The organism is Pseudomonas sp. NPDC086112 (assembly GCF_044746425.1).
Taxonomy (GTDB): domain Bacteria; phylum Pseudomonadota; class Gammaproteobacteria; order Pseudomonadales; family Pseudomonadaceae; genus Aquipseudomonas.
Map to the genome: position 1 here is coordinate 1 of NZ_JBIVCD010000055.1, position 26,843 is coordinate 26,843.

Annotated in this window: 20 protein-coding genes, 1 tRNA gene and 2 pseudogenes; 16 read left to right on the forward strand and 7 right to left on the reverse strand. The window is 58.7% G+C overall.

From position 1 onward, the window contains the following. The 5 genes from rpoD to ACIPLA_RS26035 all read left to right on the forward strand — a co-directional run. A partial coding sequence (gene rpoD, locus ACIPLA_RS26015) for an RNA polymerase sigma factor RpoD (RefSeq protein WP_401177108.1) occupies positions 1-1,095 on the forward strand: 1,095 nt, incomplete at its 5' end. A 122-nt stretch (positions 1,096-1,217) separates the two neighbouring features. Then, a complete protein-coding gene (locus tag ACIPLA_RS26020; RefSeq protein WP_401177111.1) occupies positions 1,218-4,964 on the forward strand; it encodes a bifunctional diguanylate cyclase/phosphodiesterase in 3,747 nt (1,248 codons plus the stop codon). A 15-nt stretch (positions 4,965-4,979) separates the two neighbouring features. Continuing rightward, positions 4,980-5,056: transfer RNA gene (locus ACIPLA_RS26025), tRNA-Ile, on the forward strand. Positions 5,057-5,247: 191 nt separating this feature from the next. After that, the gene (locus tag ACIPLA_RS26030; RefSeq protein ID WP_401177113.1) at positions 5,248-5,571 is read left to right on the forward strand and encodes a DUF4258 domain-containing protein; all 324 of its coding nucleotides are present in this window, start codon (positions 5,248-5,250) and stop codon (positions 5,569-5,571) included. Between the two features lie 5 nt (positions 5,572-5,576). Then, on the forward strand, positions 5,577-6,017 hold the full coding sequence (locus tag ACIPLA_RS26035) for a transcriptional regulator (protein ID WP_008067397.1): 441 nt from the start codon (positions 5,577-5,579) through the stop codon (positions 6,015-6,017). A 55-nt stretch (positions 6,018-6,072) separates the two neighbouring features. On the opposite strand, the gene ACIPLA_RS26040 is transcribed toward ACIPLA_RS26035, so the two are convergent. Continuing rightward, positions 6,073-6,720: a peptidase M41 gene (locus ACIPLA_RS26040; protein ID WP_401177114.1), complete on the reverse strand. Its 648-nt coding sequence runs from the start codon at positions 6,718-6,720 to the stop codon at positions 6,073-6,075. A 158-nt stretch (positions 6,721-6,878) separates the two neighbouring features. Here ACIPLA_RS26040 and ACIPLA_RS26045 point away from each other — a divergent pair, with 158 nt between their 5' ends. From ACIPLA_RS26045 to ACIPLA_RS26090, 10 genes are all read left to right on the forward strand, one after another. Continuing rightward, positions 6,879-7,340, forward strand: coding sequence for an Lrp/AsnC family transcriptional regulator (locus tag ACIPLA_RS26045; protein WP_007980298.1), 462 nt, complete (start codon positions 6,879-6,881; stop codon positions 7,338-7,340). Positions 7,341-7,555: 215 nt separating this feature from the next. Then, positions 7,556-9,238 carry an NAD(P)/FAD-dependent oxidoreductase gene (locus ACIPLA_RS26050; RefSeq protein ID WP_008067390.1) on the forward strand — a complete coding sequence of 561 codons (1,683 nt, stop codon included), beginning with the start codon at positions 7,556-7,558 and terminating at the stop codon, positions 9,236-9,238. Between the two features lie 12 nt (positions 9,239-9,250). Then, complete coding sequence (locus ACIPLA_RS26055; RefSeq protein WP_401177116.1) at positions 9,251-10,045, forward strand: carbon-nitrogen hydrolase family protein; 795 nt, start codon at positions 9,251-9,253, stop codon at positions 10,043-10,045. Positions 10,046-10,083: 38 nt separating this feature from the next. Continuing rightward, a complete protein-coding gene (pqqF, locus tag ACIPLA_RS26060) occupies positions 10,084-12,522 on the forward strand; it encodes a pyrroloquinoline quinone biosynthesis protein PqqF (RefSeq protein WP_401177118.1) in 2,439 nt (812 codons plus the stop codon). A gap of 156 nt (positions 12,523-12,678) precedes the next feature. Beyond that, a complete protein-coding gene (pqqA, locus tag ACIPLA_RS26065) occupies positions 12,679-12,753 on the forward strand; it encodes a pyrroloquinoline quinone precursor peptide PqqA (RefSeq protein WP_009045898.1) in 75 nt (24 codons plus the stop codon). A gap of 84 nt (positions 12,754-12,837) precedes the next feature. Beyond that, positions 12,838-13,749, forward strand: a complete 912-nt coding sequence (pqqB, locus tag ACIPLA_RS26070) for a pyrroloquinoline quinone biosynthesis protein PqqB (protein WP_123497362.1) — start codon at positions 12,838-12,840, stop codon at positions 13,747-13,749. Between the two features lie 130 nt (positions 13,750-13,879). Continuing rightward, positions 13,880-14,632, forward strand: coding sequence for a pyrroloquinoline-quinone synthase PqqC (pqqC, locus tag ACIPLA_RS26075; protein WP_123497360.1), 753 nt, complete (start codon positions 13,880-13,882; stop codon positions 14,630-14,632). Beyond that, the gene (gene pqqD / locus ACIPLA_RS26080) at positions 14,629-14,904 is read left to right on the forward strand and encodes a pyrroloquinoline quinone biosynthesis peptide chaperone PqqD (RefSeq protein WP_123497358.1); all 276 of its coding nucleotides are present in this window, start codon (positions 14,629-14,631) and stop codon (positions 14,902-14,904) included. The genes pqqC and pqqD overlap by 4 nt, the downstream gene beginning before the upstream one ends. Before the next feature lie 10 nt (positions 14,905-14,914). Continuing rightward, positions 14,915-16,051, forward strand: coding sequence for a pyrroloquinoline quinone biosynthesis protein PqqE (gene pqqE / locus ACIPLA_RS26085; RefSeq protein WP_185022154.1), 1,137 nt, complete (start codon positions 14,915-14,917; stop codon positions 16,049-16,051). Next, positions 16,017-17,849, forward strand: coding sequence for a S9 family peptidase (locus tag ACIPLA_RS26090; protein WP_401177123.1), 1,833 nt, complete (start codon positions 16,017-16,019; stop codon positions 17,847-17,849). The genes pqqE and ACIPLA_RS26090 overlap by 35 nt, the downstream gene beginning before the upstream one ends. Before the next feature lie 88 nt (positions 17,850-17,937). On the opposite strand, the gene ACIPLA_RS26095 is transcribed toward ACIPLA_RS26090, so the two are convergent. Beyond that, positions 17,938-18,096: a YqaE/Pmp3 family membrane protein gene (locus ACIPLA_RS26095; RefSeq protein WP_007904205.1), complete on the reverse strand. Its 159-nt coding sequence runs from the start codon at positions 18,094-18,096 to the stop codon at positions 17,938-17,940. A 201-nt stretch (positions 18,097-18,297) separates the two neighbouring features. Then, positions 18,298-19,580 (reverse strand): annotated as a pseudogene (locus tag ACIPLA_RS26100) (aspartate aminotransferase family protein). 169 nt (positions 19,581-19,749) lie between these two features. On the opposite strand from ACIPLA_RS26100, the gene ACIPLA_RS26105 reads away from it, so the two are divergent. Continuing rightward, the gene (locus ACIPLA_RS26105; protein WP_218395206.1) at positions 19,750-20,679 is read left to right on the forward strand and encodes a LysR family transcriptional regulator; all 930 of its coding nucleotides are present in this window, start codon (positions 19,750-19,752) and stop codon (positions 20,677-20,679) included. A gap of 227 nt (positions 20,680-20,906) precedes the next feature. Here ACIPLA_RS26105 and ACIPLA_RS26110 read toward each other — a convergent pair whose 3' ends face one another. The 4 genes and pseudogenes from ACIPLA_RS26110 to ACIPLA_RS26125 form a co-directional block, all read right to left on the reverse strand. Then, the gene (locus ACIPLA_RS26110; RefSeq protein ID WP_401177128.1) at positions 20,907-22,685 is read right to left on the reverse strand and encodes an acyl-CoA dehydrogenase C-terminal domain-containing protein; all 1,779 of its coding nucleotides are present in this window, start codon (positions 22,683-22,685) and stop codon (positions 20,907-20,909) included. A gap of 267 nt (positions 22,686-22,952) precedes the next feature. After that, positions 22,953-24,749 (reverse strand): acyl-CoA dehydrogenase C-terminal domain-containing protein, encoded by a 1,797-nt coding sequence (locus ACIPLA_RS26115; RefSeq protein WP_401177131.1) that lies wholly within the window; start codon positions 24,747-24,749, stop codon positions 22,953-22,955. Between the two features lie 90 nt (positions 24,750-24,839). After that, positions 24,840-26,129 carry a GGDEF domain-containing protein gene (locus ACIPLA_RS26120; protein ID WP_192344813.1) on the reverse strand — a complete coding sequence of 430 codons (1,290 nt, stop codon included), beginning with the start codon at positions 26,127-26,129 and terminating at the stop codon, positions 24,840-24,842. Positions 26,130-26,356: 227 nt separating this feature from the next. Continuing rightward, positions 26,357-26,843: pseudogene (locus ACIPLA_RS26125) on the reverse strand (phenylacyl-CoA dehydrogenase); the annotation flags it as partial.

The following is a 26,843-nucleotide window of genomic DNA, read 5'->3' on the forward strand; positions in this document are numbered from 1 at the left end:
GAGGACATCGCCGCGGTGTTCGTCACCCTGAAGCTGCCGCTGGCCCTGACCGACACGCTGATGCGCAACCTGCGCGAAGTGGTCGGCTCGATCAAGGACCACGAGCGCAAGATCCTCGACCTGGCCACCCGCGTGGCCAAGATGCCGCGCAAGGACTTCATCCGCGCCTGGGAAGGCAACCAGACCAATCTGGAATGGGTGGACGAACTGCTCAAGCGCAAGCAGAAGTGGTCCTCGGGCCTGCGCGACGTCAAGGACCAGATCGTGGCCGAACAGCAGGCCACCATCGAAGTCGAGACGCGCTCGCTGCTGACCCTGGAAGAGCTCAAGGAAATCAGCCGCGCCGTCGCCTACGGCGAGGCCAAGGCGCGCAAGGCCAAGAAGGAGATGGTCGAGGCCAACCTGCGCCTGGTGATCTCCATCGCCAAGAAGTACACCAACCGTGGCCTGCAATTCCTCGATCTGATCCAGGAAGGCAACATCGGTCTGATGAAAGCGGTAGACAAGTTCGAATACCGCCGCGGCTACAAATTCTCGACTTATGCCACCTGGTGGATCCGTCAGGCGATCACTCGCTCGATCGCCGACCAGGCCCGCACCATCCGTATTCCGGTGCACATGATCGAGACGATCAACAAGCTCAACCGTATTTCCCGGCAAATGCTGCAGGAAATGGGTCGCGAACCGACCCCGGAAGAGCTGGGCGAACGCATGGAAATGCCTGAGGACAAGATCCGCAAGGTATTGAAGATCGCTAAAGAGCCGATCTCCATGGAAACCCCGATCGGTGATGACGAAGATTCTCATCTGGGTGACTTCATCGAAGACTCGACCATGCAGTCGCCAATCGATGTCGCCACTGTTGAGAGCCTTAAAGAAGCGACTCGCGAAGTCCTGTCCGGCCTCACTGCCCGTGAAGCCAAGGTTCTGCGCATGCGCTTCGGTATCGACATGAATACCGACCACACCCTTGAGGAGGTTGGTAAGCAGTTCGACGTGACCCGTGAACGGATTCGTCAGATCGAAGCCAAGGCGCTGCGCAAGCTGCGCCACCCGACGAGAAGCGAGCATTTGCGCTCCTTCCTCGACGAGTGATCACAGAACCCCCGGCCCAGGCCGGGGGTTTTGCTTTATGCAGATTAAATGCCCCGTACATCCCCCCCGCCGCATAGCCCGTCTACACTCGAAGCATTCCCCCAAGCCGTAACGAGACCGTTATGCCCAGATGGCCGACCGTGTTTTTTTTGCTGTCGCTGATGACCTGGACCGCAACGGCTGGCGCGTTGACTCTGACTGACGAAGAACGTAGCTGGCTAACGGCTCACCCGGAATTGCGCCTGGGCGTGGACGCGTCCTGGCCGCCGTTTGAGTTTCGCGACGAGCACGGGCGTTATCAGGGCCTGGCAGCGGACTACATCAACGTCATCCGTCAACGGCTGGCCATCAAACTCACGCCCATCGAGCCGGTCAGCTGGACTGAAGTCTTGCAGCAGGCCAAACAAGGCAAGCTAGACATCTTGCCGGGCATTATGTCGACTCCCGAGCGTCAGACGTATCTGTCGTTCACCCGCCCCTATCTCGACTTTCCGATTGTCATTCTGGCTCACGTCGGAGGCCCCCAACCGCGCAAACTTGAAGACCTGTACGGGCTGAAGATCGCCGTGGTGGAAAACTACGCCCCCCATGAACTATTGCGCACCCGCCATCCCGACCTGAATCTGGTGGCGATGCCCAACGTCAGCTCGGCGCTGCAGGCGCTCGCTACCGACGCCGTGGACGCCGTAGTAGGCGACCTCGCCTCCAGTGTCTGGAGCCTGCGCCAGCTCAAGCTCGACGGGCTTTACGTCAGCGGTGAAACACCCTATCGCTACCAATTGGCGATGGCCGTGCCACCGAACAACAAGCTGTTGGTCAGCATCCTGGACAAAGTCCTGGCAGACATGACACCCAGTGAAATCAGTGCCATCCAGGAACATTGGGTCGGTAACGTCCTGGACCATCGAACCATCTGGCTCGACGTGCTGATTTACGGCCTGCCTGGATTACTGTTTCTGATGATCGTGCTGGCAGTGGTTATCCGGATCAACCGCCGACTCAGTTCGGAAATTGCCCGTCGGGTCGCTCTGGAACAGGAGCTGCGCAGCAGCGAATACCATTATCGCGGGCTGGTAGAGAGTCTTTCGGCCATCGCCTGGGAAGCCCGGATCAGCGATTACACCTACAGCTACGTGTCACCTCATGCTGAGGAGCTCCTTGGTTACCCATTGCCCCACTGGCTGATTCCGGGCTTCTGGCGCAACATCATCCACCCGGCGGATCTGACCCGGGCCCAAACCTTCTGCGACCGTGAAGTGGCAGCCGGGCGCGATCACAGCGTCGATTACCGGGTCATCACCGCCGACGGCCGCTGCCTGTGGGTCCGCGATATCGTCAGCCTGATCGAGCACGCCCATGAACCGGTACTGCGCGGGCTGATGATCGACATCAGCGAAGCCAAGCGCACCGAAGAGGCGTTGCGCCTGTCGGAACAGAAGTTCGCTTCAGTGTTCCAGCAATGCCCGGATATTCTGGTGATCGCCCGGCTTTCCGACGGTTGTCTGCTGGAAGTCAACGAAGCGTTCGAAGAACAGATCGGTCTCAAGGCCGAAGACGTCATAGGCCAGACCGCCACCGACCTGAACATCTGGGGCGTACCCGGCGTGGGCCCAGGTTTGTTGCAGCGTTTGCAGGCCGGCAGCATCCGCAACCTGGAGATGCCCTTTCGCCGCAGCAATGGCCAGGTGTTTACCGGCCTGATTTCCGCCGAGCCTTTCGATCTCGATACGACCCCGGCCCTGGTGGTCGTCGTGCGGGACATCAGTCAGCTCAAAGAAACCCAGCAACAACTGCAAACCTCCGAAGAGAAATTCGCCAAAGCCTTTCATGCGTCTCCCGACGGCTTGCTCTTGTCCCGGCAGAGCGACGGTTTGCTGTTGGAAGTCAACGAAGGCTTCAGCCGTATTACCGGTTTCAACAGCGCGATGTCCGTGGATCGGTCGGCCCTGGACCTGGGGATCTGGGTCAATCTCAACGAACGCAAGCAGATGCTCGAGTTGCTGCACCGGGATGGTTTCGTGCGCGACTTCAGTTGCCACATCCGTCGCAAAGACGGGCAGATCCGGCTCTGTGAGGTTTCAAGCCGGCCGTTGCCCATCGGCGATGAAGACTGCATGTTGACTATTGCCCGGGACATTACCGAGCGGCACCTGATGCAGGAGAAACTGCAGCAGGCCGCCACGGTGTTCGAGAGCACTGCCGAGGGTGTATTGATCACCGACACCCAACAGCACATCAGTGCGGTCAATCGTGCATTCACCGAAATTACCGGCTACAGCGAGAGCGAAGCGCTGGGCCACACCCCTCGCCTGCTCGCCTCGGGCCTGCATGACAGCGCATTTTATGCGGCGATGTGGCATCAGTTGACCGCCGACGGTCATTGGCAGGGCGAGATTTCCAACCGGCGCAAGAATGGCGAACTTTACCCGAGCTGGCTGACTATCAGTGCAGTGCGCAACCGGGACAAATTCATCACCCACTTTGTTGCGGTGTTCGCGGACATTTCCAGCCTCAAGCACGCTCAGGCCAAACTCGACTACCAGGCGCACCACGACCCCCTGACGGGCCTGCCAAACCGCACATTGTTCGAGAGTCGGCTGCTGACCGCACTGAACAGCCAGCAGGAAAACGGGGGACAGGGCGCAGTGCTGTTCCTCGACCTGGACCGCTTCAAGCACATCAACGACAGCCTCGGCCACCCGGTCGGCGACCTGCTGCTCAAAGGCATCGCCGTGCGCCTCAAGGAGCAGCTGCGCGATATCGATACCGTGGCGCGGCTCGGTGGCGACGAGTTCATCATCCTGCTCCCGGGGCTGCAACAGTCCAGCGATGCCGACAACATTGCCACCAAGCTGTTGAACTGCTTCGCCGCCCCTTTCCAGGCCGGTGAACACGAGTTTTTCATCAGCGCCAGCATCGGCACCAGCCTGTACCCCAAGGACGGCTGCGACGTCGCGACGCTGGTCAAGAACGCCGATGCCGCGATGTATCGCTCCAAGGCCAAGGGTCGTAACCGGGTTGAAAGCTACACCCGGGACCTCACCGCCCAAGCCAGCGAGCGCGTGGCGCTGGAACATGAACTGCGACGCGCCATCGAGCGCAATGAGCTGTTTTTGTACTACCAGCCCAAAATCAGTCTGAATGACCATCGAGTGGTAGGTGCCGAAGCGCTGATCCGCTGGCATCACCCCACCTTTGGCGATGTACCTCCCGAGCACTTCATTCCCCTGGCTGAAGAAAACGGCATGATCCTGCAGATCGGAGATTGGGTACTTGAGACCGCCTGCCGACAGATGTACGAGTGGAATCAGGTCTATGAGTGCCTGGGCCCACTCTCAGTCAACCTCGCAGGCGCGCAACTGCGCCAGCCGAACCTGCTCGGCCGGATCGAGCAATTACTCAAAGACAACCACCTCAATCCCGGCTTCCTGCAACTGGAAATCACTGAAAACTTCATCATGAGCCAGGCCGAAGAAGCGCTGGCGGTGCTGCATCAACTCAAACGCCTGGGTGTGCAACTGGCGATCGATGATTTCGGCACCGGCTATTCGTCCCTGAGCTACCTTAAACGCCTGCCGCTGGACATCCTCAAGATCGACCAATCCTTCGTCCGCGGCCTGCCGGACGACCCACACGACGCGGCCATTGTTCGCGCAATCATCGCCCTGGGCCGCAGCATGCAATTCACCGTCATCGCCGAGGGCGTCGAAACCCAGGCGCAGCAGCAATTTCTCACCGCCGAAGGCTGCGAACAGATCCAGGGGTACATCGTCAGCCTGCCACTTCCCCCCGACGAATTCGCCGCGACGTTTCTTCGTACAGCCATATTGGATTTTTCGGATAGCACAGCCGAGAAACCATCGCTATAATCCGCGGCCTACTGAGGGCCTATAGCTCAGTTGGTTAGAGCAGGGGACTCATAATCCCTTGGTCGTAGGTTCGAGTCCTACTGGGCCCACCATACTCAAAGCCGCGCACTGCGCGGCTTTTTCGTGTCTGTCGTTCAGGTTTTCCTAACGCTTTTTTCTTTTAATGCAGCTGAAACGTCCACAAAGTGTCCAAATCGATTTTTGCAGCGAGACACACAATAGAATTTGACAAACCAATCTTGCACTTTAGGATGGCACAACCTATAAATATTATAGAAAACTAATGAACATCCTTCTCCCCTTTCCTCTACCCAAAAAGAAAGCGCTTGAAGTAATACGTGAGCTTTCGGAGGTATCGGAGCGCATCTTCTATTCGCCGCACGCCAGGGCGCGGATGATTGAACGAGGCGTGAGCATGCCGGATGTAATGGACTGTTTAGGTAAGGGGCAGATCACCGAGGGGCCGTTTCAGCAGCCTGGGGGTGATTGGAGGTTTACTATTTCCTGGTTTAGAGCTGGGTCACCTCTCCAGGTCGTCGGCGCAATCGACATCGATGACGACGGGACATTTCTCGTCATAGTGACCACGATACAAAAGAAGGGGTGAGTTTTATGTACCACTACGTAGAAAGCGGCCTACCGAACGTATGGCTTAGCAATGGCTTCGTGGTGAAAGAGACCGCATATGGAGAGTCTGTTGCCATCACGGATGTGAAAGGCCTACATGACGTAATCGGCAAGGCCATCGCGGAGAAGCCCTCATTACTGACAGGCGCCGAGTTCAGATTTTTGAGAAAAGAGCTTGGGCTGTCCCAGGAAAGCCTCGCCGAAATCGTCGGTTTGACGAGCCAAGCCGTCGCGATCTGGGAAAAAACCGACAAAATCCCGATGGTGAACGACCGGTACTTGCGGGGGCTTTATCTTGAAGCCAAAACTGGCGAAGCGGATCTGATGGCGGCTATCAATACCATCAACAAATTGGACCACGACCTTTACAAACTCAATCTGGAGTTTGCAGGTGAATGGCACAATCAAGACAAAGCATGCGCTTGAGCCTGAATGCTGCGATAGAGCCCGGCAAAAATGCCGGGCTTTTTTTAGGCACTTTTCAGCCCCAGACACTCAACAATGGAATGGCCTGCACAGGCCGCAACTGCTCAAGCATTTCCCTCGTCAACACGACCTCATATGTATCCGCCGGCCTACCCCATTGCTCCACAATGACCATGCCGTCTACCAGCGTCGCGCCCAGTCCGGTAATCGTATCGGCCAATGCCTCTACGATTTGTTGGGTCCGCAACCACATACGGTCAGTGATTTCTTTAAGCTCGGCAGTTATGCGCTCGGACGACGCGGGATCCGTAGCGGGGTAGGAGATATTTCGCAGCAAATGCCGTAACTCCCTTACTTTTGCGTAATCCTGTTCTGCCCCGAGCTCTCCATTCAGGATGGCTGTCGCTTTCAATTTATCGACAAGTTTCCTGGCCGAATGCTTTGCAGGTAAGGTTTGACTCATGGCTCCTGCAAAGAGGACGATCAGCCGACTTTCCAAATGTTCCTTCATTTCTTCTATCGAGGAAATTGACCGCGTCAAGATAATGGAAGCCCCGGCCTGATGCCTCAAGTCCATGGTGACTTTCAAGGTCACATCACCCGTTTCAAAGCCCAAAGCTCGGGCAACCACGTAGTGTCCCATTTCGTGATTCGCGATCTGCAATGCATGTTCCCGTATAGCGGGAGGCATTTTCTTGTTCATTCCCATCATCTCCCGTCACAGCTCTCCGTTGCGTATTCGACTATGAGAGTAACGGCTTGTGTCTCATCCAAGGCTAGTCCAGTCAACCGCCACGAGCACCGTGCAGGATGTGCCTGTAACATGCCTGCCCATTGCTCTATACCGCTGGAGATGCCCCTTTGCCTGACACCCGCCCGCCCGTCCTTGACGAAATCGACCGCCAATTGATCGCGGCCTTGCAAATCAACGCGCGCGAAAGTGTCGCCATGCTCGCCCGTCAACTGGGTATCGCCCGCACCACCGTCACGTCGCGCTTGGCGCGGCTGGAAAAGGCCAAGGTAATCACCGGTTACGGTGTGCGCCTGGGACAGCGCGTGGTGGATGGCGGATTGCAGGCGTACGTCGGGATCACGGTGCAACCACGGTCCGGCAAGGAAGTGTTGCGTCGTCTTAGCGCCATGGCTCAGGTACAGCAGCTGTGCGCGGTGAGTGGCGAATTTGATTATGTGGCGTGGTTGCGCACCGATTCGCCGGAGCAGCTGGATCAGTTGCTGGATCAGATTGGCAGTGTGGATGGGGTGGAGAAAACGACGACTTCGATCATCCTGAGTAGCAAGATTGATCGGGGGCAGCCGGTTTGAGTTTCTGCCGGTAGGTCTTCGGTGTCTGGTCGGACCTCTTCGCGGGCAAGCCTCGCTCCTACAGTGTGTAGTGATATGTCGTCATATTGATCAGGTAATTGGTAAAACGACGACATATTGCGTCTTATTAACGTGTTCTACGCTCTCTAGAATGGCTGCCATCTTTTCCTATACTCAGACGCGCACTCTGCGTCAGGTCGCCAGCAAGGTCAGCCATGAACAAGAACAATCGCCATCCTGCAGACGGTAAAAAACCGGTCACCGTTTTCGGCCCGGACTTTCCTTTCGCTTTCGACGACTGGATCGAGCACCCGGCCGGGCTGGGCAGCATTCCGGCACACAATCACGGTGCCGAAGTGGCGATTGTCGGCGCCGGCATTGCAGGCCTGGTGGCCGCTTACGAGTTGATGAAACTGGGCCTCAAACCCGTCGTCTACGAAGCCTCGAAGATGGGCGGCCGTCTGCGCTCCCAGGCCTTCAACGGCGCTGAAGGCATCATCGCCGAACTCGGCGGTATGCGTTTCCCGGTGTCGTCGACCGCGTTTTATCACTACGTCGACAAGCTCGGCCTCCAGACCAAGCCCTTCCCCAACCCGCTGACGCCTGCGTCGGGCAGCACGGTAATCGATCTGGAAGGCAAAACTCATTACGCACAGAAACTGGCGGATCTTCCTGCACTGTTCCAGGAAGTCGCTGACGCCTGGGCCGATGCTCTGGAAGCCGGCTCGCAGTTCTCCGATATCCAGCAAGCGATCCGTGACCGCGACGTGCCGCGCCTCAAGGAACTGTGGAACACCTTGGTGCCACTGTGGGACGACCGCACGTTCTATGATTTCGTCGCCACCTCCGAAGCCTTCGCCAAGCTCTCATTCCATCATCGCGAAGTGTTCGGCCAGGTCGGTTTCGGTACTGGCGGCTGGGACTCGGACTTCCCCAACTCGATGCTGGAAATCTTCCGCGTAGTGATGACCAACTGTGACGATCACCAGCACTTGGTAGTCGGCGGCGTGGAACAAGTGCCGCTGGGCATCTGGCGCCATGTGCCGGAGCGTTGCGTGCATTGGCCTGAAGGCACCAGTCTCAGTTCGTTGCACAGCGGTGCGCCACGCTCCGGTGTGAAAAAAATCGCCCACGCACCGAACGGGCGTTTTACCGTCACCGATAACTACGGCGACACACGCGAATACGCGGCAGTACTGACCACCTGCCAGAGCTGGCTGCTGACCACCCAGATCGAATGCGACGAAAGCCTGTTCTCGCAAAAGATGTGGATGGCCCTGGACCGCACCCGCTACATGCAATCGTCGAAGACGTTTGTGATGGTCGATCGCCCATTCTGGAAGGACAAGGATCCCGAAACAGGCCGCGACCTGATGAGCATGACCCTCACTGATCGCCTGACCCGCGGCACGTACCTGTTCGATAACGGCGACGACAAGCCAGGGGTGATTTGCCTGTCGTACTCGTGGATGAGCGACGCCCTGAAAATGCTCCCGCACCCGGTGGAAAAACGCGTGAAGCTGGCGCTGGATGCATTGAAGAAGATCTACCCGAAAGTCGATATCGCCGCGCGGATCATCGGCGATCCGATCACTGTGTCGTGGGAAGCCGACCCGCATTTCCTCGGCGCTTTCAAAGGCGCCCTGCCCGGCCACTACCGTTACAACCAGCGCATGTACGCGCACTTCATGCAGGACGATATGCCGGCCGAGCAGCGCGGGATTTTCATCGCCGGCGACGACGTTTCTTGGACGCCGGCATGGGTCGAAGGCGCGGTGCAGACGTCGCTCAACGCGGTGTGGGGGATCATGAAACACTTCGGCGGTGAAACTCACGCCGAAAACCCGGGTCCAGGAGATGTGTTCAACGAGATCGGTCCAATCGCCCTGCCCGAGTAAGAGGAATCCGAAATGCGCGTAGCCCTTTACCAATGTCCACCGCTGCCCCTGGATGTCGCAGGTAACCTGCAACGCCTGCATCAACTGGCGCTGGAGGCCAAGGGCGCAGACTTGCTGGTGCTGCCGGAGATGTTCCTGACCGGCTACAACATCGGCATCGATGCGGTCAGCGTGCTGGCGGAGGTGCACAACGGTGAATCGGCGCAGCAAATCGCGCGCATTGCCAAAACGACAGGGATCGCCATTTTGTATGGCTACCCGGAGCGTACCGAAGACGGGCAGATCTACAACGCTGTGCAGTTGATCGACGCCAATGGTGAACGGTTGTGCAACTACCGCAAGACTCACTTGTTCGGCGACCTCGATCGCTCGATGTTCAGCCCCGGGCCGGACGAGTTTCCGCTGGTTGAACTCAACGGCTGGAAGCTTGGCTTTTTGATCTGCTACGACCTGGAGTTCCCGGAAAACGCCCGCCGCCTGGCATTGGCCGGTGCCGAGCTGATCCTGGTACCGACGGCTAACATGATTCCCTACGATTTCATTGCCGACGTCACCGTCCGGGCACGGGCCTTCGAAAACCAGTGTTATGTGGCTTACGCCAACTATTGCGGGCACGAAGGCGACATCCAGTATTGTGGCCAGAGCAGCATCGCCGCGCCGGATGGCAGCCGCATCGCCCAGGCCGGACTTGATGAAGCACTGATTGTCGGTGAACTGGATCGTCAGCTGATGATCGATTCCCGCGCCGCCAATCGCTACTTCCTCGACCGCCGTCCCGAGCTATACGGCGAGCTGAACAAGCCCTAATCCGCTAGCATTAGCGCTTCTCTGTTCTGGAAGTGCTCATGCCTGCGCTGAATCACCCTCGCCTTCATACTGAAACCCTCGCCAACGGCCTGCGGGTGACGTTGCGTCATGCGCCGGATTTGAAGCGCTGCGCCGCTGCGTTGCGGGTCGCTGCAGGCAGTCACGACGTGCCACTGGCCTGGCCGGGGCTGGCGCACTTTCTTGAGCATTTACTGTTCCTGGGTACAGAGCGCTTTCCCGCAGAGCAGGGGTTGATGGCCTACGTGCAAGGTCATGGCGGGCAAGTGAATGCGCGAACCAGCGAACGTACGACGGACTTCTTTTTCGAGCTGCCGCCTCAGGCGTTTAACGGTGGGCTGGAGCGTTTGTCAGACATGCTCGCTCATCCGCGTATGAATCCGGACGATCAGCGGCGGGAACGGGAGGTTCTGCACGCCGAATTTGTCGCTTGGTCGCGGGATGCGGCGGCCCAACAACAGTTCGCGCTGTGCGATGGACTCTCGGCGGCTCATCCGTTGCGGGCGTTTCATGCGGGAAACCGTTACAGCCTGCCGGTGCCGCAGCCCGAATTTCAGCAAGCGCTGAAGGACTTCTATCAGCGGTTTTACCAGACCGGGCAAATGACGCTGAGTCTGGCCGGGCCACAGAATCTCGATGAATTGAAGCGGATGGCACAGGCGTTTGCCGTTGCTATTCCCTCCGGCGAGAACGTCCCTCAGACAAAACCCACCCTGTTGATGGATTCTTCAGACAATAGTTATCAACAGGCTGGAGAACGTCGACTGGATCTGCTGTTCACCTTCGAAGCGCTGCCCGACTCATCGCCCGAAGCGCTGGCGTTCCTGTGCCATTGGCTGAACGCCGAAAAACCCGGCGGCCTGGTGGCGCAGCTGCGAGAGCATGGGCTGGCGGACAGCCTGAAAGCCGCGCCGCTCTATCACTACGCTGGCCAAGCCCTGCTGCACATCGAATTCACACGGCCCGCCCACGCCACGCAACCGGACAACGTGATCCGCGAACGGCTTCTGGATTGGCTGGGCTTTTTTGCCTCCCATCAGGATTGGGCCGAATTGCGCGAAGAGTACTCCGCCCTGCTGCAGCGCCAACAGCAAGTCAGCAGCGCCTTGCAACTGGCCCGACGAGACAGCGAACAGCTTGAAGCCGGGCGGTCCGAACAGGGCGTTGTCGCCCTCAAGGCAATCCTTGAACAAATCGGCGCTGTGGATAACTTTACCGGCCAGTGGCAACTGCCGACCCCCAACCCGTTTTTGCGCGCCGAGACGCCAGTCCCGAATGCCGGCTTGATTCGCGGCCAGACCAGCGCCCACCGCGGCCTGCGGACGTTTGCCCAGGATCGCTCACGCAGTCGCCGCGAACGTTCGCCGATGCAGTTCAGTCAGGCATTGCCGGGCAACACCGATCAAGGTGCGGTTTATCTGCGCTGGCGCCTGGAGTTCGTACCCCACAGCCGCCTTCAGTCGAACCTGGAAAACAACCTGCGGTTGCTGCGCGAAGATGCGCGTCAGGCCGGTGTCGACTTTTCCTTCAGTGCTTCGGGCAACGAATGGCTATTGAAAATGACGGGGCTGCAGGAACCGATGCCGACAGTCCTCGAACATGCGCTGAAAGAACTGACAAAACCTGATGCCGATTTCTCACAGGAAGAGCCGGCGGCTGTTGCATTGATGCCGATTCGACAGCTTCTCAAAGCATTGCCCGATCTACGCCATGAGCACAACGTAGCCTCAGATGACCTACAGCAACTCTGGTCGAGCGCACGCTGGGATGGCCTGGCCACAGGCCTGTCTGCCCAGACTCAAGCAGCAATGGGGCTTGCCTTGAGTCGTATTCCCGGCACTGCGGACAGTCAACTGACGCCGCCTCCGTCGATTCGCTCGCAGCATCTCTGGAACTCCGTCGATACCGGCTCCAGCGAACACGCGCTGCTACTCTTCTGTCCGACAGCAACCCATGACATCGCCGATGAAGCCGCCTGGCGCTTGCTCGGGCACGTATGCCAGACGCCGTTCTACCAGCGCCTCCGGGTAGAGTTGCAACTTGGGTATGCCGTGTTCAGCGGACTACGCCAGATAAACGGTCAGACCGGGCTCCTGTTTGGCGTGCAATCGCCGAGCGTCGCGCCCATGGATTTACTGGAACACATCGAACAGTTCCTCAGCGAACTGGAAGGGATGATCGAACGCATCGATGACGCGACCTTCATCGCTCAGCGCCAAGCCCTGGCCGATCAATTCGACAGCATCGCCCTGCCCAACGCCCAGGCCGCCGAGCTGCTCTGGCAAGGCAAACTGGCCGGCCACTCGTCTGATTACCTGCAGCGTCTGCCTCAGGCGATTCTGATGATCGACCGTGAAGCCTTGCTGGCGGCGGCACAACGACTGAATCGGGCCGATGGTGGATGGCGCTGTCTGGCCAGCGGGCCTTGTTCCGGGGCGCCTTGGCAAGTGGCAAAATGATCATTACCGGCGCTGCAATTAGCTTTCTCAAAGATTCGTGGCCAATCGCTCTGTAATTTTGAGTAACATAGCCACCTAACTATCTGAACATCTCCAGCTGGAGGTGGACTATATGTATAGGTCTCAACTGTCCCATCCACCTGAAGGAGCGCTTCTATGTCCTGGTCCAAACCTGCTTACACCGACCTGCGTATCGGCTTCGAAGTCACCATGTACTTCGCAAGCCGCTAAGCTCTGCCGTCTGGTAGAGAATGCAGTGCTACGCCTCGGCTCGCCGGGGCGTTTTTATTTTCAGCTTTCAATGATGGAGCGGCCATGTTTGTCCAGATTCTAGGTTCCGCCGCCGGCGGCGGTTTCCCCCAGTGGAACTGCAACTGCGTGAACTGCGCAGGTTTTCGCGACGGCAGCCTGCGGGCCGAGGCACGTACCCAGTCGTCCATCGCTATTTCCGATGACGGCGTGAACTGGGTGCTGTGCAATGCTTCGCCGGACATCCGCGCCCAGCTCCAGAGTTTTGCGCCAATGCAGCCGGGCCGCGCGCTGCGTGACACCGGCATCAGCGCAATCATTCTGATGGACAGCCAGATCGATCACACCACAGGTCTGCTCAGCCTGCGCGAAGGTTGCCCGCATCAGGTGTGGTGCACCGACATGGTCCACGAAGACCTGAGCACCGGTTTCCCTCTGTTCACCATGCTGACTCACTGGAATGGCGGGTTGAACTGGAACCGTATCGAACTCGATCAGAGCTTCACCGTCCCGGCCTGCCCGAACTTGCGCTTCACCCCGCTGCCCCTGCGTAGCGCCGCACCACCGTACTCGCCGCATCGGTTCGACCCGCACCCGGGCGACAACATTGGCCTGATCGTCGAAGACCTGAGCACCGGCGGCAAACTGTTCTATGCACCGGGCCTGGGCAAGGTCGACATATCGCTGCTGAAGATCATGGCCAGCAGCGATTGCCTGTTGGTGGATGGCACGATGTGGGACGACGACGAAATGCAGCGCCGTGGCGTCGGCACCCGCACTGGCCGGGAAATGGGCCACCTGGCGCAGAACGGCCCTGGCGGCATGCTCGAAGTGCTGGAACAGCTGCCCAAACAGCGCAAAGTGCTTATCCATATCAATAACACCAACCCGATTCTCGACGAGGATTCGCCAGAGCGTGCGGAGCTGGCCCGTCGCGAGGTTGAAGTGGCGTATGACGGCATGAGTATTGTGTTGTAGCGGATGGCCTCTTCGCGGGCAAGCCTCGCTCCTACAGAGCGATAACGCCGACCTGTAGGAGCGAGGCTTGCCCGCGAAGGCGTCCCACCAGATACACCAGAATCCACCGGTTGTACCCCGGAGAACCGCAATGACTGACACCGCAATGTCCCCCGCCGAATTCGAAGCGGCCCTGCGCGCCAAGGGTGCCTACTACCACATCTATCACCCGTATCACGTGGCGATGTATGAAGGCCGGGCGACCCGCGAGCAGATCCAGGGCTGGGTCGCCAACCGTTTCTATTACCAGGTGAACATTCCACTCAAGGATGCCGCGATTCTGGCCAACTGCCCGGACCGCGAGATTCGTCGCGAGTGGATTCAGCGTTTGCTGGACCATGACGGCGCCCCCGGCGAAGAAGGTGGCATCGAAGCCTGGCTACGCCTTGGCCAAGCGGTCGGCCTCGACCCGGATCAACTGCGCTCTCAGGAACTGGTGCTGCCCGGCGTGCGTTTTGCCGTGGATGCCTACGTCAACTTCGCCCGCCGGGCCCGTTGGCAGGAAGCCGCCAGCAGTTCGCTGACCGAGCTGTTCGCGCCGCAGATCCACCAATCGCGCCTCGACAGCTGGCCGCAGCATTACCCGTGGATCGACCCGGCCGGTTACGAATATTTCCGTACGCGTCTGGGCCAGGCGCGCCGGGATGTGGAGCATGGTCTGGCGATCACTTTGCAGCACTACACGACGCGGGAAGGCCAGGAGCGCATGCTGGAAATTCTCCAGTTCAAACTGGACATTCTTTGGAGCATGCTCGATGCCATGAGCATGGCCTACGAACTGAACCGCCCGCCCTACCACAGCGTGACCGAACAGCGGGTCTGGCATAAAGGAATCATCGTATGAGTTTCGATCGCAGCAAAACCCCGACCTGGCGCCCAGGCTATCGTTTTCAGTACGAGCCGGCACAAAAAGGCCATGTGCTGCTCTACCCGGAAGGCATGATCAAACTCAACGACAGCGCCGCGCTGATTGGCGGTTTGATTGATGGTCAGCGGGATGTCGCGGCGATCATCGCCGAATTGAACACGCAATTCCCCGACGTGCCCGAGCTTGGTGAAGACATCGAGCAATTCATGGAGGTCGCCCGTGCTCAGCACTGGATCGAACTTGCCTGACTCCACGTCAATCAAGTTACCGCCCAAGCCTGAAATCGGCCTGCCACTGTGGTTGCTGGCCGAGCTGACGTATCGCTGCCCGCTGCAATGCCCGTACTGCTCCAATCCATTGGATTTCGCCGAGCAAGGCAAAGAATTGACCACCGAGCAGTGGCTCAAAGTCTTTCGTGAAGCCCGGGAGATGGGTGCGGCGCAGCTGGGCTTTTCCGGTGGTGAGCCGCTGGTGCGCCAAGACCTCGCCGAGCTGATCGCCGAGGCGCGCAAGCTGGGCTTCTACACCAACCTGATCACCTCGGGCATTGGCCTCACCGAGCAGAAAATCAGCGACTTCAAGAAGGCCGGTCTGGACCACATCCAGATCAGTTTTCAAGCCAGCGACGAGCAAGTGAATAACCTGCTGGCCGGCTCAAAAAAAGCCTTCGCGCAGAAACTCGAAATGGCTCGCGCGGTGAAGGCTCACGGCTACCCGATGGTGCTGAACTTCGTCACCCATCGGCACAACATAGACAAGATCGACCGGATCATCGAGCTGTGCATTGCCCTTGAAGCGGACTTCGTCGAACTCGCGACATGCCAGTTCTACGGCTGGGCCCAGCTCAATCGGGTTGGCCTGTTGCCGACCAAAGAACAATTGGTTCGCGCCGAACGCATCACCAATGAATACCGCGCCAAACTGGAAGCCGAAGGGCATCCGTGCAAGCTGATTTTCGTTACGCCGGACTATTACGAAGAACGCCCGAAAGCCTGCATGAATGGCTGGGGCAGTATTTTTCTGACAGTCACGCCGGACGGAACCGCCCTGCCTTGTCATGGTGCCCGACAGATGCCGGTGCAGTTTCCCAATGTGCGCGACCACAGCATGCAGCACATCTGGTACGACTCGTTCGGTTTCAACCGCTTTCGCGGCTACGACTGGATGCCCGAGCCGTGCCGTTCCTGCGACGAGAAAGAAAAGGATTTCGGCGGCTGCCGCTGTCAGGCGTTCATGCTCACGGGGGACGCGAGCAACGCCGACCCGGTGTGCAGCAAGTCGGAACATCACGGCGTGATTCTCAAGGCCCGCGAAGAAGCCGAACACGCGACCCAGACCATTGAACAACTGGCCTTTCGCAATGAACGAAACTCACGCCTCATCGCCAAAAGCTGAACCCTTGAGCGCCGCCAAGGCTGTCGCGGCCGGCATCGACTTCGCCGAGTTACAGGTCGGGCAACATGGCCTGTTCTGGAACGAATACCGCCCCGAGGACGCCGCCTGCCGGATCTGGCAGTGGCGCGACGGCCAGGCTCGTTGCCTGACGCCGCCCACCTTCAGTGTGCGCAGCCGGGTGTACGAATATGGCGGCGGCGCGTTTTGTCTGACCGATGACGGGCTGGTTTTCGTCAACGAGGCCGACCAGCAGCTGTATCGGCAATCGCTGACGGGTGAGGCACCTGAGGTCCTGACTTCAAGTGAATGCCGCTACGGCGATTTGCACTTCGCCAACGGGCAGGTGCTGGCGGTGGAAGAGAACCGTGATCGACATCGCCTGGTGGCTATCAATCTGACTGACGGCCAACGTCATCTGCTGGCCGAAGGTGCCGATTTCTACTCGGCACCGACCTTGAGTCCTGACGGTCAGCGTCTGGCCTGGATCGAGTGGAACCGTCCGGATCAGCCTTGGACCGCTACCCGCCTGATGGTTGCCGAACGCCAGAGTGATCACACCTTTGCGCCACCGCGCTGTGTGGCGGGTGACGGCGCCCAGGAGTCACTGCAACAACCTAGATTCGATGACAGCAGCCGTTTGTTTTGTCTGACCGATCGCGGCGGTTTCTGGCAGCCGTGGGTGGAGTCCGGCAACGGCTTGAGCCCACTCCCAAGCGCTGCCGCCGACCATGGACCGGCGCCTTGGCAACTGGGAGGTTGCACCTGGTTGCCGTTGGGCGACGACACTTATCTGGCGAGTTGGACCGAGGGTGGTTTTGGTCGACTGGGGCTTTGTCATGGCGATGGTTCCCGTGACGATTTCACTGGCGACTACAGCCGCTTCCGCCACCTCGCACAGGATGAGCAGTTCATCTACTGCATCGCCGCTTCGCCGGTCAGTTCATCGGCAATCATTGCCATCGACCGTGAAACACGCCAGGTCAACGTTCTGGCCGGCGGTATCGCACCGCTGCCAGCCGAACAGATCAGCTGCCCGAAAACCCTGCGTTATCCAAGCGGTTCGGGCGAGGCCCATGGTTTTTTCTACCCAGCGATGACCAACAACACGAAACCGTCGTTGGTGGTGTTCATTCACGGCGGCCCGACTTCAGCCTGCTACCCGATGTTCGATCCGCGGATCCAGTATTGGGCACAACGCGGCTTCGCCGTGGCCGACCTCAATTACCGAGGCAGCAGCGGCTATGGCCGGGCTTATCGCCAGGCGTTGCATCTGAGCTGGGGTGACGTGGATGTGGAAGACGCCTGTGCGGTGGTGGCCTACCTAGCCGATCAGGGACTGATCGACGGCGACAAGGCGTTTATCCGCGGCGGCAGCGCCGGCGGGTACACCACGTTGTGCGTACTAGCCTTTCACAAGGTCTTTCGTGCGGGCGCCAGTCTGTATGGCGTCAGCGATCCCGTTGCGCTAGGCCACGCCACTCACAAGTTCGAAGGTGATTATCTGGATTGGTTGATCGGCGACCCGGTGCAGGACGCCGAACGCTACGCCGCGCGCACGCCATTGCTGCACGCGAACAACATCAGCGTTCCGGTGATTTTCTTTCAGGGTGAACTGGACGCCGTGGTGGTGCCGCAACAGACCCGCGACATGGTCACTGCGCTACAGGACAACGGCATTCTGGTCGAAGCGCATTACTACGCCGACGAGCGCCATGGCTTTCGCAAGGCCGGCAATCAGGCCCATGCGTTGGAACAGGAGTGGTTGTTTTATCGGCGGGTGATGGAGTTGGCGGGCTGAAACCGCGTCGTGCCCTTCGCGGGCAAGCCTCGCTCCTACAGAACGTAGAGGCTTGCCCGCGAAGGCTGTTTACCTGACACATCAAAACTCAGCGCTTGGCGATGATGTATACCGCATGCACGATCCCCGGAATGTAACCGCACAACGTCAGCAGAATGTTCAGCCAGAACGCCCCAGCGAAACCGACTTGCAGAAACACACCCAGTGGCGGCAACAGAATGGCTATGATGATTCGAATAAAGTCCATGGGGTAGCTCCTGATTGAAGTTGGCTCTTGTGAAACCATACAGCTAATCGACCTGCGGCGTTCTACGGGGTTCAGTTGTCAATTCCGATCACTGCCTCCCTCCAAAGGAAGACAAAAAAACGCCCCACGCCAAAAGAATCAGGCGTAGGGCGATGCGTTATACCGCGAGACGGTTCGAGAATTCGTGTAGGACGGGTCTGATCAGACCGCAATACCTTTCCGGCACTGCAGTTGCGCGGTGCGTACGCGGGAGAAGGCACGGGCCAGGCGCAGGAGCATTTCGTCGATATTGACCTTGCTAACGGTGAGGGCTGGGGTAAAGCGCAAGCAATCGGGTTGCGGGGCGTTGAGCAGCAATCCTTCGTACAGCGCAGCCTTGACTACGGCCTCAGCCGAATCGTCGGACAGATCAAGACCCCAGAGCAGTCCTTGCCCGCGCAACTCACCGTGACCGTAGCGATGAGCCAGACGACTCAAGCCTTCACGCAGATGCTGACCGACCTCGCGCACATGATCGAGATGGCCCTTGTCCTGCACATTGTCGAGGACGACAAGACCGGCAGCACTCATCAGCGCATTGCCGTGATGCGTGCCGGTCAGTTCGCCGACTTCGAAACAACAGGCCTTGCCTCGCGCCAGCAATGCCGCCAATGGCACGCCACCGCCGAGTCCTTTGCCGAGCACGACGATATCTGCCCGCACGCCGTAGGACTGTTCGGCGAGCAAGCTGCCGCAGCGACCGATGCCGGTTTGCACTTCGTCGAGTATCAGCAAGATGCCAAGCTCACGACACAGGCGCTCGACACCTTTGAGGTAGTGTTCGGTGGCGGGAATCACTCCGGCCTCGCTCTGGATCGGCTCGAGCATGATTGCGACAGTCTGGGCGTCCACGGCCGCATGCAACGCCGGCAGGTCATTGAACGGAACATGACTGAAGCCCGGCAGTTGTGGCTCGAATCGGTTGATCAGATTGGAACTGTCCGACGCTGAAATCGTCCCGAGACTACGGCCATGACAACCTTTACTGGCAACAATGATCCTCGAAGCACCGCCGCGATGTCGCTGACCCCATTTGCGCGCCAACTTGATCGCTGCTTCACAGGCTTCGCTGCCACTGTTGAGCAGGTGCGCCTGGTCACTGCCGGTGCTGGTACAGAGCCGTTCCGTGAGGTTGAGCATGCCACGGTTATGCAAACTGAAACCTGGGTTGATCAACAACTGAGCCTGTTCCGAAATGGCTTTGACCAGTGCCGAAGGGCTATGTCCAAGGCTATTGGCGCCGCCACCCTGTGAGAAATCAAGATAAGCGCGGTCATCGCTGTCCCACAGCCATGAGCCTTGGCCCCGCACGAAAATCTGTTTCGGCCGTTCGACACTGGCATCAGGCACTCGCTGGTTAAGTTGTCGCTTCTGGACGACAGGGAGGTGTCCATTGCCAGGTCATCAAGGCTCGGTGTTTTGCGTCGCAGGTTGAACAGATTCATTGGATAAAACCTCGTTTGAGGTTTTCTGTCTTGCCTATGTAAACACCATCGTCGTAAACGGTATTCATCGTGCGCTATGGCCCTGTAAGCCCTGTGAATGTGGTTAGACTAGGCTTAGGCAAGGCACTGAGCCATTTCGATTTTCCAGCATTTTCGATAAGTATTACTTATGGATTTCAAGCAACTGCGTTATTTCGTCGCGGTCTACGAAGAAGGCCACGTCGGCCGGGCCGGCGAGCGACTTTCAATCTCCCAACCAGCGTTGTCCCAGCAGATTCGCCAACTCGAAAAAAACCTCGATGTGAGCCTGTTCGAGCGCAGCAGCAAACGTCTGCTGCCCACTCTGGCTGCCCATACGCTGTACAACCATGCTCTGCCCTTGCTCGATGGCCTGCAGCGCGCACGCGAAGCCTTGGGCAACTTCAAGGGAAAGGCGCTACGAACCTTGGCCATCGGCGTACTGCAGACCGTCCACTCCAGCCTCGTGCCGCAAATGCTCGAACGCGTGCGCAAGGCACAGCCACATTTGGTGGTGCAGATCTATGAACTGACCGGCCTGGAAATCGAGCGGCGGCTACTCAATGGTTCACTGGACATCGGCATCAGCTACCTGCCGCCCCGTCAGCCGGGTTTGCACGGCGTGCAGTTGTACGAAGATGAACTGACCCTTGTCATCCCGGCGGACCACCCGTTGCGCGAATTCAAGAAAGTCTCTATGAGCCAGGCCGCCGAGTTACCGATGTTGCTACTGGGTGAAGAGTTCCAAGTGAGGCAGATCTGGCAGGCACAATTAGCCAATCTGGGACGTCGCCCCCAAGTGCAGGCTGAGCTGAACAACATGGCAGGGATTCTCGACAGCCTGCCGCACACGCGACTGGCGACGGTTCTGCCTGGGCGCTCGCAAAAGACCCATGGCGATCAGGCCTTGCTGTGGAAACCACTGAGCGAGCCGCGGGTGCCGCTGAAAGTCGGATTGGTGTGTCGGGATGTGCAGCGGCAACAGGCTTCGCTGACGTTGTTGCGGACATTGCTGGAAGAAGTGATAAATGGGCCAGATGACCACTTGAATGGCCCGGCGACACTGGACGGGTTGAGCTGAGCACTTTTTTCCAGGCAAAAGAAAACCCCGCCGAAGCGGGGCTTTGCAGACTGTTTCCCTGACATCCATTTCACTCCGCCGTCCTGGCAGAATCCTACGTGTCCGTGTTGTTGCTTTGCGCTTCCTGCGCGACGTCCATGTGAAGTAGATTAGCTCTGGATCCAATCTTCGCCTATGGGAAAACAGCAGCACGTTATGTAAGAGAATGCTTACATAACGTCAAAGGATCAGAATTGTCCTGCGTCCAGCAGGAACAGCGATTCGCTGCCTGCCTTTACCGACGCGCTCAATGAGTGAATACGCGGCAGTAGACGTGCGAAATAGAACCGCGCCGTGCCGAGTTTGCTCGCATAGAATTCGTCCTGCGCTTCTTTACCGAAGGCTGCCTTGGCCATCAGTGCCCACATGTAGGCGTAGGCCATGTAGCCGAATGCTTGCAGATACTCGACCGACGCCGCGCCGATCTCGTTCGGGTTGTTTTTCGCACGGTCCAGCAACCACGCGGTCAGTTCGTCGAGGGTGTCCACCGCATCATTCAGCGGCTGGGTGAACTCCGCCAGGTCAGCACTGGCTGTCCCGATGAAATGACGAATCTCATCAGCGAACAGATTGTAAAACGCCCCGCCGCTGCCGACGATTTTGCGTCCTACAAGGTCCAGCGCCTGAATACCGTTGGTGCCTTCGTAGATCTGAGTAATCCGTACATCACGAACCAGTTGCTCCTGGCCCCACTCACGAATGTAGCCGTGACCGCCAAACACCTGCTGGCCGTGAACCGTGGTTTCCAGACCCAGGTCGGTCAGGAATGCCTTGGCCACCGGCGTCAGCAATGCAACCAGATCTTCTGCGCGCTTGCGGGTGGTGGCGTCTTCGCTGAACTTGGCGGTGTCCAACTGCATCGCCACGTAAGTCGAGAAAGCACGGCCGCCTTCGTTCGAGGCTTTCATGGTCAGCAGCATGCGACGCACATCCGGGTGGACGATGATCGGGTCAGCGACCTTGTCTTTGTTTTGCGCGCCGGTCGGCGAGCGGCTTTGCAGACGGTCGCGAGCATATTCGATAGCGTTCTGGTACGAGCGCTCGCCAGTGGCCAGGCCCTGGATGCCGACGCCCAGACGCTCGTAGTTCATCATGGTGAACATCGCCGCCAGGCCTTTGTTCGGCTCGCCGACCAGGTAACCCACGGCTTCGTCGAAGTTCATCACGCAGGTCGCGGACGCCTGGATGCCCATCTTGTGTTCGATCGAACCGCAGTTCGCCGGGTTACGTGCGCCCAGGCTGCCATCGGCATTGACCATGAACTTCGGCACCAGGAACAAAGAGATGCCTTTCGGTCCCGCTGGCGCGTCCGGCAGTTTGGCCAGTACCAGGTGGATGATGTTCTCGGTCAGGTCGTGCTCGCCGCCGGTGATGAAGATTTTGGTGCCGCTGACTTTGTAGGAACCGTCGGCCTGAGGCTCGGCCTTGGTGCGGATAATCCCCAGGTCAGTACCGGCGTGCGGCTCGGTCAGGCACATGGAACCGGCCCATACACCGGCGTACATGTTTGGCAGGTACGCCGCTTTCAGCTCTTCGCTGGCGTGGGCGTTGATCGACAGGCAGGCGCCGGCGGTCAGCATCGGGTACAGACCGAACGACAGGCTCGCAGAGTTGACCATTTCTTCGACCTGCGCCGAAACCGCCTTGGGCATGCCCATGCCGCCGTAGGTCGGATCACCACCGACACCAACCCAACCGCCTTCAGCGTAAGTCTGATAAGCCTGTGGGAAACCGGCTGGGGTGGTGACGGCACCGTCGGCCCAGTGGCAGCCTTCTTCGTCAGCTGCACGGCTCAGGGGCGCGATGCTTTTGCTGGTGACCTTGCCGGCTTCTTCGAGAATGGCTTCGACCGTTTCCGCTTCGACGGTCTCGGCCAGCGCAGGCAGTTCGGCCCAGAGTTTGGCGACCTCGAAAACTTCATTGAGGACGAAGCGCATATCGCGCAGGGGCGCTTTGTAGTCAGCCATGGCAAACCTCGCAAGATCTAAACAGGTGGTTCGTAGAATGTGATTTCGTTGTGTCCGAGTGTACCTCAACAACTTTTACGACACATAGGGTCAGCCCATGACCGTTTTGTTATTTTTAGTCACCAGCCTTTCAGCTGAGATCGTTCTCGCCTGCCAGAACGCATTCGCGGGCAAGCCTCGCTCCTACGGTTCTATGTCGTTCACGTTAAATGCGTACGACACGACCTGTAGGAGCGAGGCTTGCCCGCGAAGCTTTTCGGGTAACCGTCAGAGCGCAAACAACTCTGCCGGCAGCTTCATCAGGCAATCGCTGCCCGCCTCGATGGCCGCCCGATGAGCAGCCGTACGTGGCAGCAAACGCTTGAAGTAAAACTCGCTGGTCGCCAGCTTGCCCCGGCAGTAATCGGCATCGCCGCCGCTCGCATCCAGCTGCGCCTGAGCCACCAACGCCATGCGTAGCCACAGGTAGCCGAGGATGATGTAGCCGCTGTACATCAGGTAATCCACCGAGGCAGCGCCGACTTCATCCGGATTTTTCATCGCGGCCATGCCGACCTTGGTGGTCAACTCGCCCCACTGCTGATTCAGACTGTTGAGCTGCGCCACATAGCTGCCGAGTTGCGGATGCTCAGCGTTTGCCGCGCAGAATTTGTGGACGATTTTGGTGAAGCCGCGCAGCAGTTTTCCCTGACTGCCAAGGACTTTGCGCCCAAGCAAGTCCAGCGCCTGAATGCCATTGGTGCCTTCGTAGATCGGCGCGATCCGGCAGTCGCGAACCAGCTGCTCCATGCCCCACTCACGAATGAAACCGTGGCCGCCAAACACCTGCATGCCGAGGTTGGTCACCTCCAGCCCGGTGTCGGTCATGAAGGCTTTGCAGATCGGCGTCAGGAATGCCAACAAGTCTTCGGCATCCTGGCGCGCCGTTTCATCCAGGCTCAGATGAGCGACGTCCAGCAACTGCGCGGTGAAATAAGTCAGCGCCCGGTTGCCTTCATTGAAGGCCTTCATGGTCAGCAACATCCTGCGCACATCGGGATGAACGATGATCGGGTCGGCGACTTTTTCCGGCGCTTTCGGGCCGGTCAGCGAGCGCATTTGCAGGCGGTCGTTGGCGTATTTGATTGCGCCCTGGAAACTTGCCTCACCCAGACACAGACCTTGCATGCCGGTGCCGAGCCGCGCGTGGTTCATCATGGTGAACATGCAGTTCAGGCCCTTGTTCGGCTCACCGATCAAGAAGCCCTTCGCGTCGTCGAAATTGAGCACACAGGTGGCCGAGGCCTTGATGCCCATTTTGTGTTCGATCGAGCCGCAGGAAACACCATTGCGCTCACCCGCCTCGCCCTCGGCATCGGGTAGGTATTTAGGAACGATAAACAGCGAAATGCCCTTGGTACCGGCCGGCGCGTCCGGCAGTTTGGCCAGCACCAGATGGATGATGTTGTCACTCATGTCGTGTTCGCCGGCGGAAATGAAAATCTTGCTGCCGGAAATCGCGTAACTGCCGTCAGCCTGAGGCACGGCGCGGGTCTTGATGATGCCCAGATCGGTGCCGCAATGGGCTTCGGTCAGGCACATGGTGCCGGTCCATTGGCCAGCGGTGAGCTTGCTCAGATAGGTTTGTTTCTGTTCTTCGGTGCCATGGGCATGGATCGCCGACATAGCACCGTGAGTCAGGCCGGGGTACATGCCCCAGGAGGTGTTGCTGGAACCGACCATTTCACTGATGACCAGCCCCAAAGAACTGGGTAAACCCTGGCCGCCGTAAGCCGGATCCGCCGCCAGACCATGCCAGCCGCCTTCCACGTACTGTGCGAAAGCCTGCTTGAAACCTGTAGGCGTTGTGACCACGCCGTTGTCGAAATGGCAGCCTTCTTCGTCGCCGCTTCGGTTCAGCGGTGCGAGAACGTTCTCACAGAATTTCGCGCCTTCTTCGAGGATCGCATTGATCATGTCCGGGCTGGCATCGGTAGCCCCGAGAGCGGCGTAGTTGCGGTGGAAATCGAAGACGTGGTCGATCAGAAAGCGCATGTCGCGCAGGGGAGCTTTGTACTCGGGCATGGTCATTTCTCCGGCAGCAGATTGCTCAAACCTACTGCCGCGCACCACGCCTCACAATCACAGTCCAGACGCTGAATGCGCCATCATCACTCAACCCGCAGCGGCGTCCATGCGCACCGCGCCACGGCGGTTCTGACCGAAAGCCATCACACAGTTTCGCCCCGCGCCTTTGGCGCTGTAGAGCGCCTGGTCAGCGGATTTGAGCACTTCTTCCGGCGTGCGCTGCTCCAACCGCTCGGCGACACCGATGCTGACGGTGACCGATACACTCGAGGCGCCTGAACCCGCGCGGCGCTGGCGTCCCTGCTGGTCATCCTGGGGACGACTGTCCTGATTGCGCAGCTGGATGTTGTAGGTGGCGATGGATTCGCGGATGACTTCCAGGTGCGGCATACACTCTTCGAGGGTTTTGCCTGCGAACACCAGAGCAAATTCTTCACCGCCGTAGCGATATGCCCTACCGCCCCCGCTGATTTTCGACAGCTTGCTGGCGACCAGGCGCAACACCTGATCGCCGACATCGTGGCCGTGGGTGTCGTTGAATTTCTTGAAGTGGTCGACGTCGCCCATGGCCAGCACGTAATTGCGCCCCAGCCGTTGCATGCGTTCGTTCAGGGCGCGGCGACCCGGCAGGCCGGTGAGCTCATCGCGGAACGCCATCTGATAGGCTTCATGGGCAACTGCAGCGGCAATCATCAACATCACCTGGCTGCACATGATGTTCAGGGTAAACGGCAGGATGAAGGTCTTCGGCAACATCCAGAACAATCCCAACAGACCCACCAATTGCGCAGCATGCAAGGGTCTTGGGTTGCGCCAGTATTGCCAGGCCAGTAACAGGAACGAGGCGATGAATACCGGGTAGGACAACTGGATCAGACTCATCCAGGCGCCATGCAGGGCTGGCCAGCGGATCTCCGAGAGCCACATCAACAGCGCCTGTGGGTAACTCTGTTCCAGCCCCAGCGCCACGCTGCCGAACGCCAGCAACACGGCGAAACGCGCCACCATGTCCTGAAACAGATGGGTGCGCTCCTGCCAGGCGGCGAACAAGCCGAAGAGTAATGGCAGCAACAGACAGCACAGATGGAAGACCACGGCGGCATCGTCACGGACTTTACCATTGTCGCGGTAGTAGTCGGTCTGGGTGTCGAGCAAGAAGTAGGCGATGTACACCGTGACCATCAGAAACAGTTCACGCTGACGTCGGTAAACTGCGCAATACGCCCCGCCGAGCAACAGCACCAGCGTAGGCAGCACGTTGAACAGCGAGGTGAAGAAGACGTTGAGATCCTTGACGTAGGCAGCCGCAAGCCCCGCAAGCAATAACAGTAGCGATGGCAAAAAGTGACTGAAACGTACAGCGGAAGAACGCGGCAAGGGTAAAACTCCGACCCGGCAAACAAAGATGGCATTGTGCCTGCATTTAGCACAGCTAAGCACATGCAATGTGACGTGTGTCACATCGCCATCCTCTTTAACGGCAGCAATGGTGTTCTTCTTAGCGTTTTAGTCAGGAATATTTACAGGCGTGATCGTTTGCGTCAGGCATAAAAAAACCGCTGCTCCCGAGGAAGCAGCGGCTTTGTGAAGAGACTGCGTAGGGCTTAGTAACCCAGTGCGAAGTCTTCTTCTTTCATGTCCATCAGGTTGTTGGCGCCCGACAGCATGGTTACAACGTGAGTGCGAGTACGCGGCAGGATACGCTGGAAGTAGAAGCGCGCAGTCTGCAGCTTGGCGGTGTAGAACGCCTCTTCGGTGGTGCCGGCAGCCAGTTTCTCGGCAGCCAGACGCGCCATGTCAGCCCAGAAGTAGGCAAGGCAGGCGTAACCGGAGTACATCAGGTAGTCCACCGACGCGGCGCCAACTTCTTCGCGGTCTTTCATGGCAGCCATACCGACCTTCATGGTCAGCTCGCCCCACTCTTTGTTCAGCGCAGCCAATGGCTCGACGAACTCTTTGACCGCGTCGTTGCCTTCGTTGGTCTGGCAGAACTTGTGGACGATCTTGGTGAAGCCTTTGAGCGCTTCGCCTTGAGTCATCAGCACTTTACGGCCCAGCAGGTCGAGTGCCTGGATACCGGTGGTGCCTTCG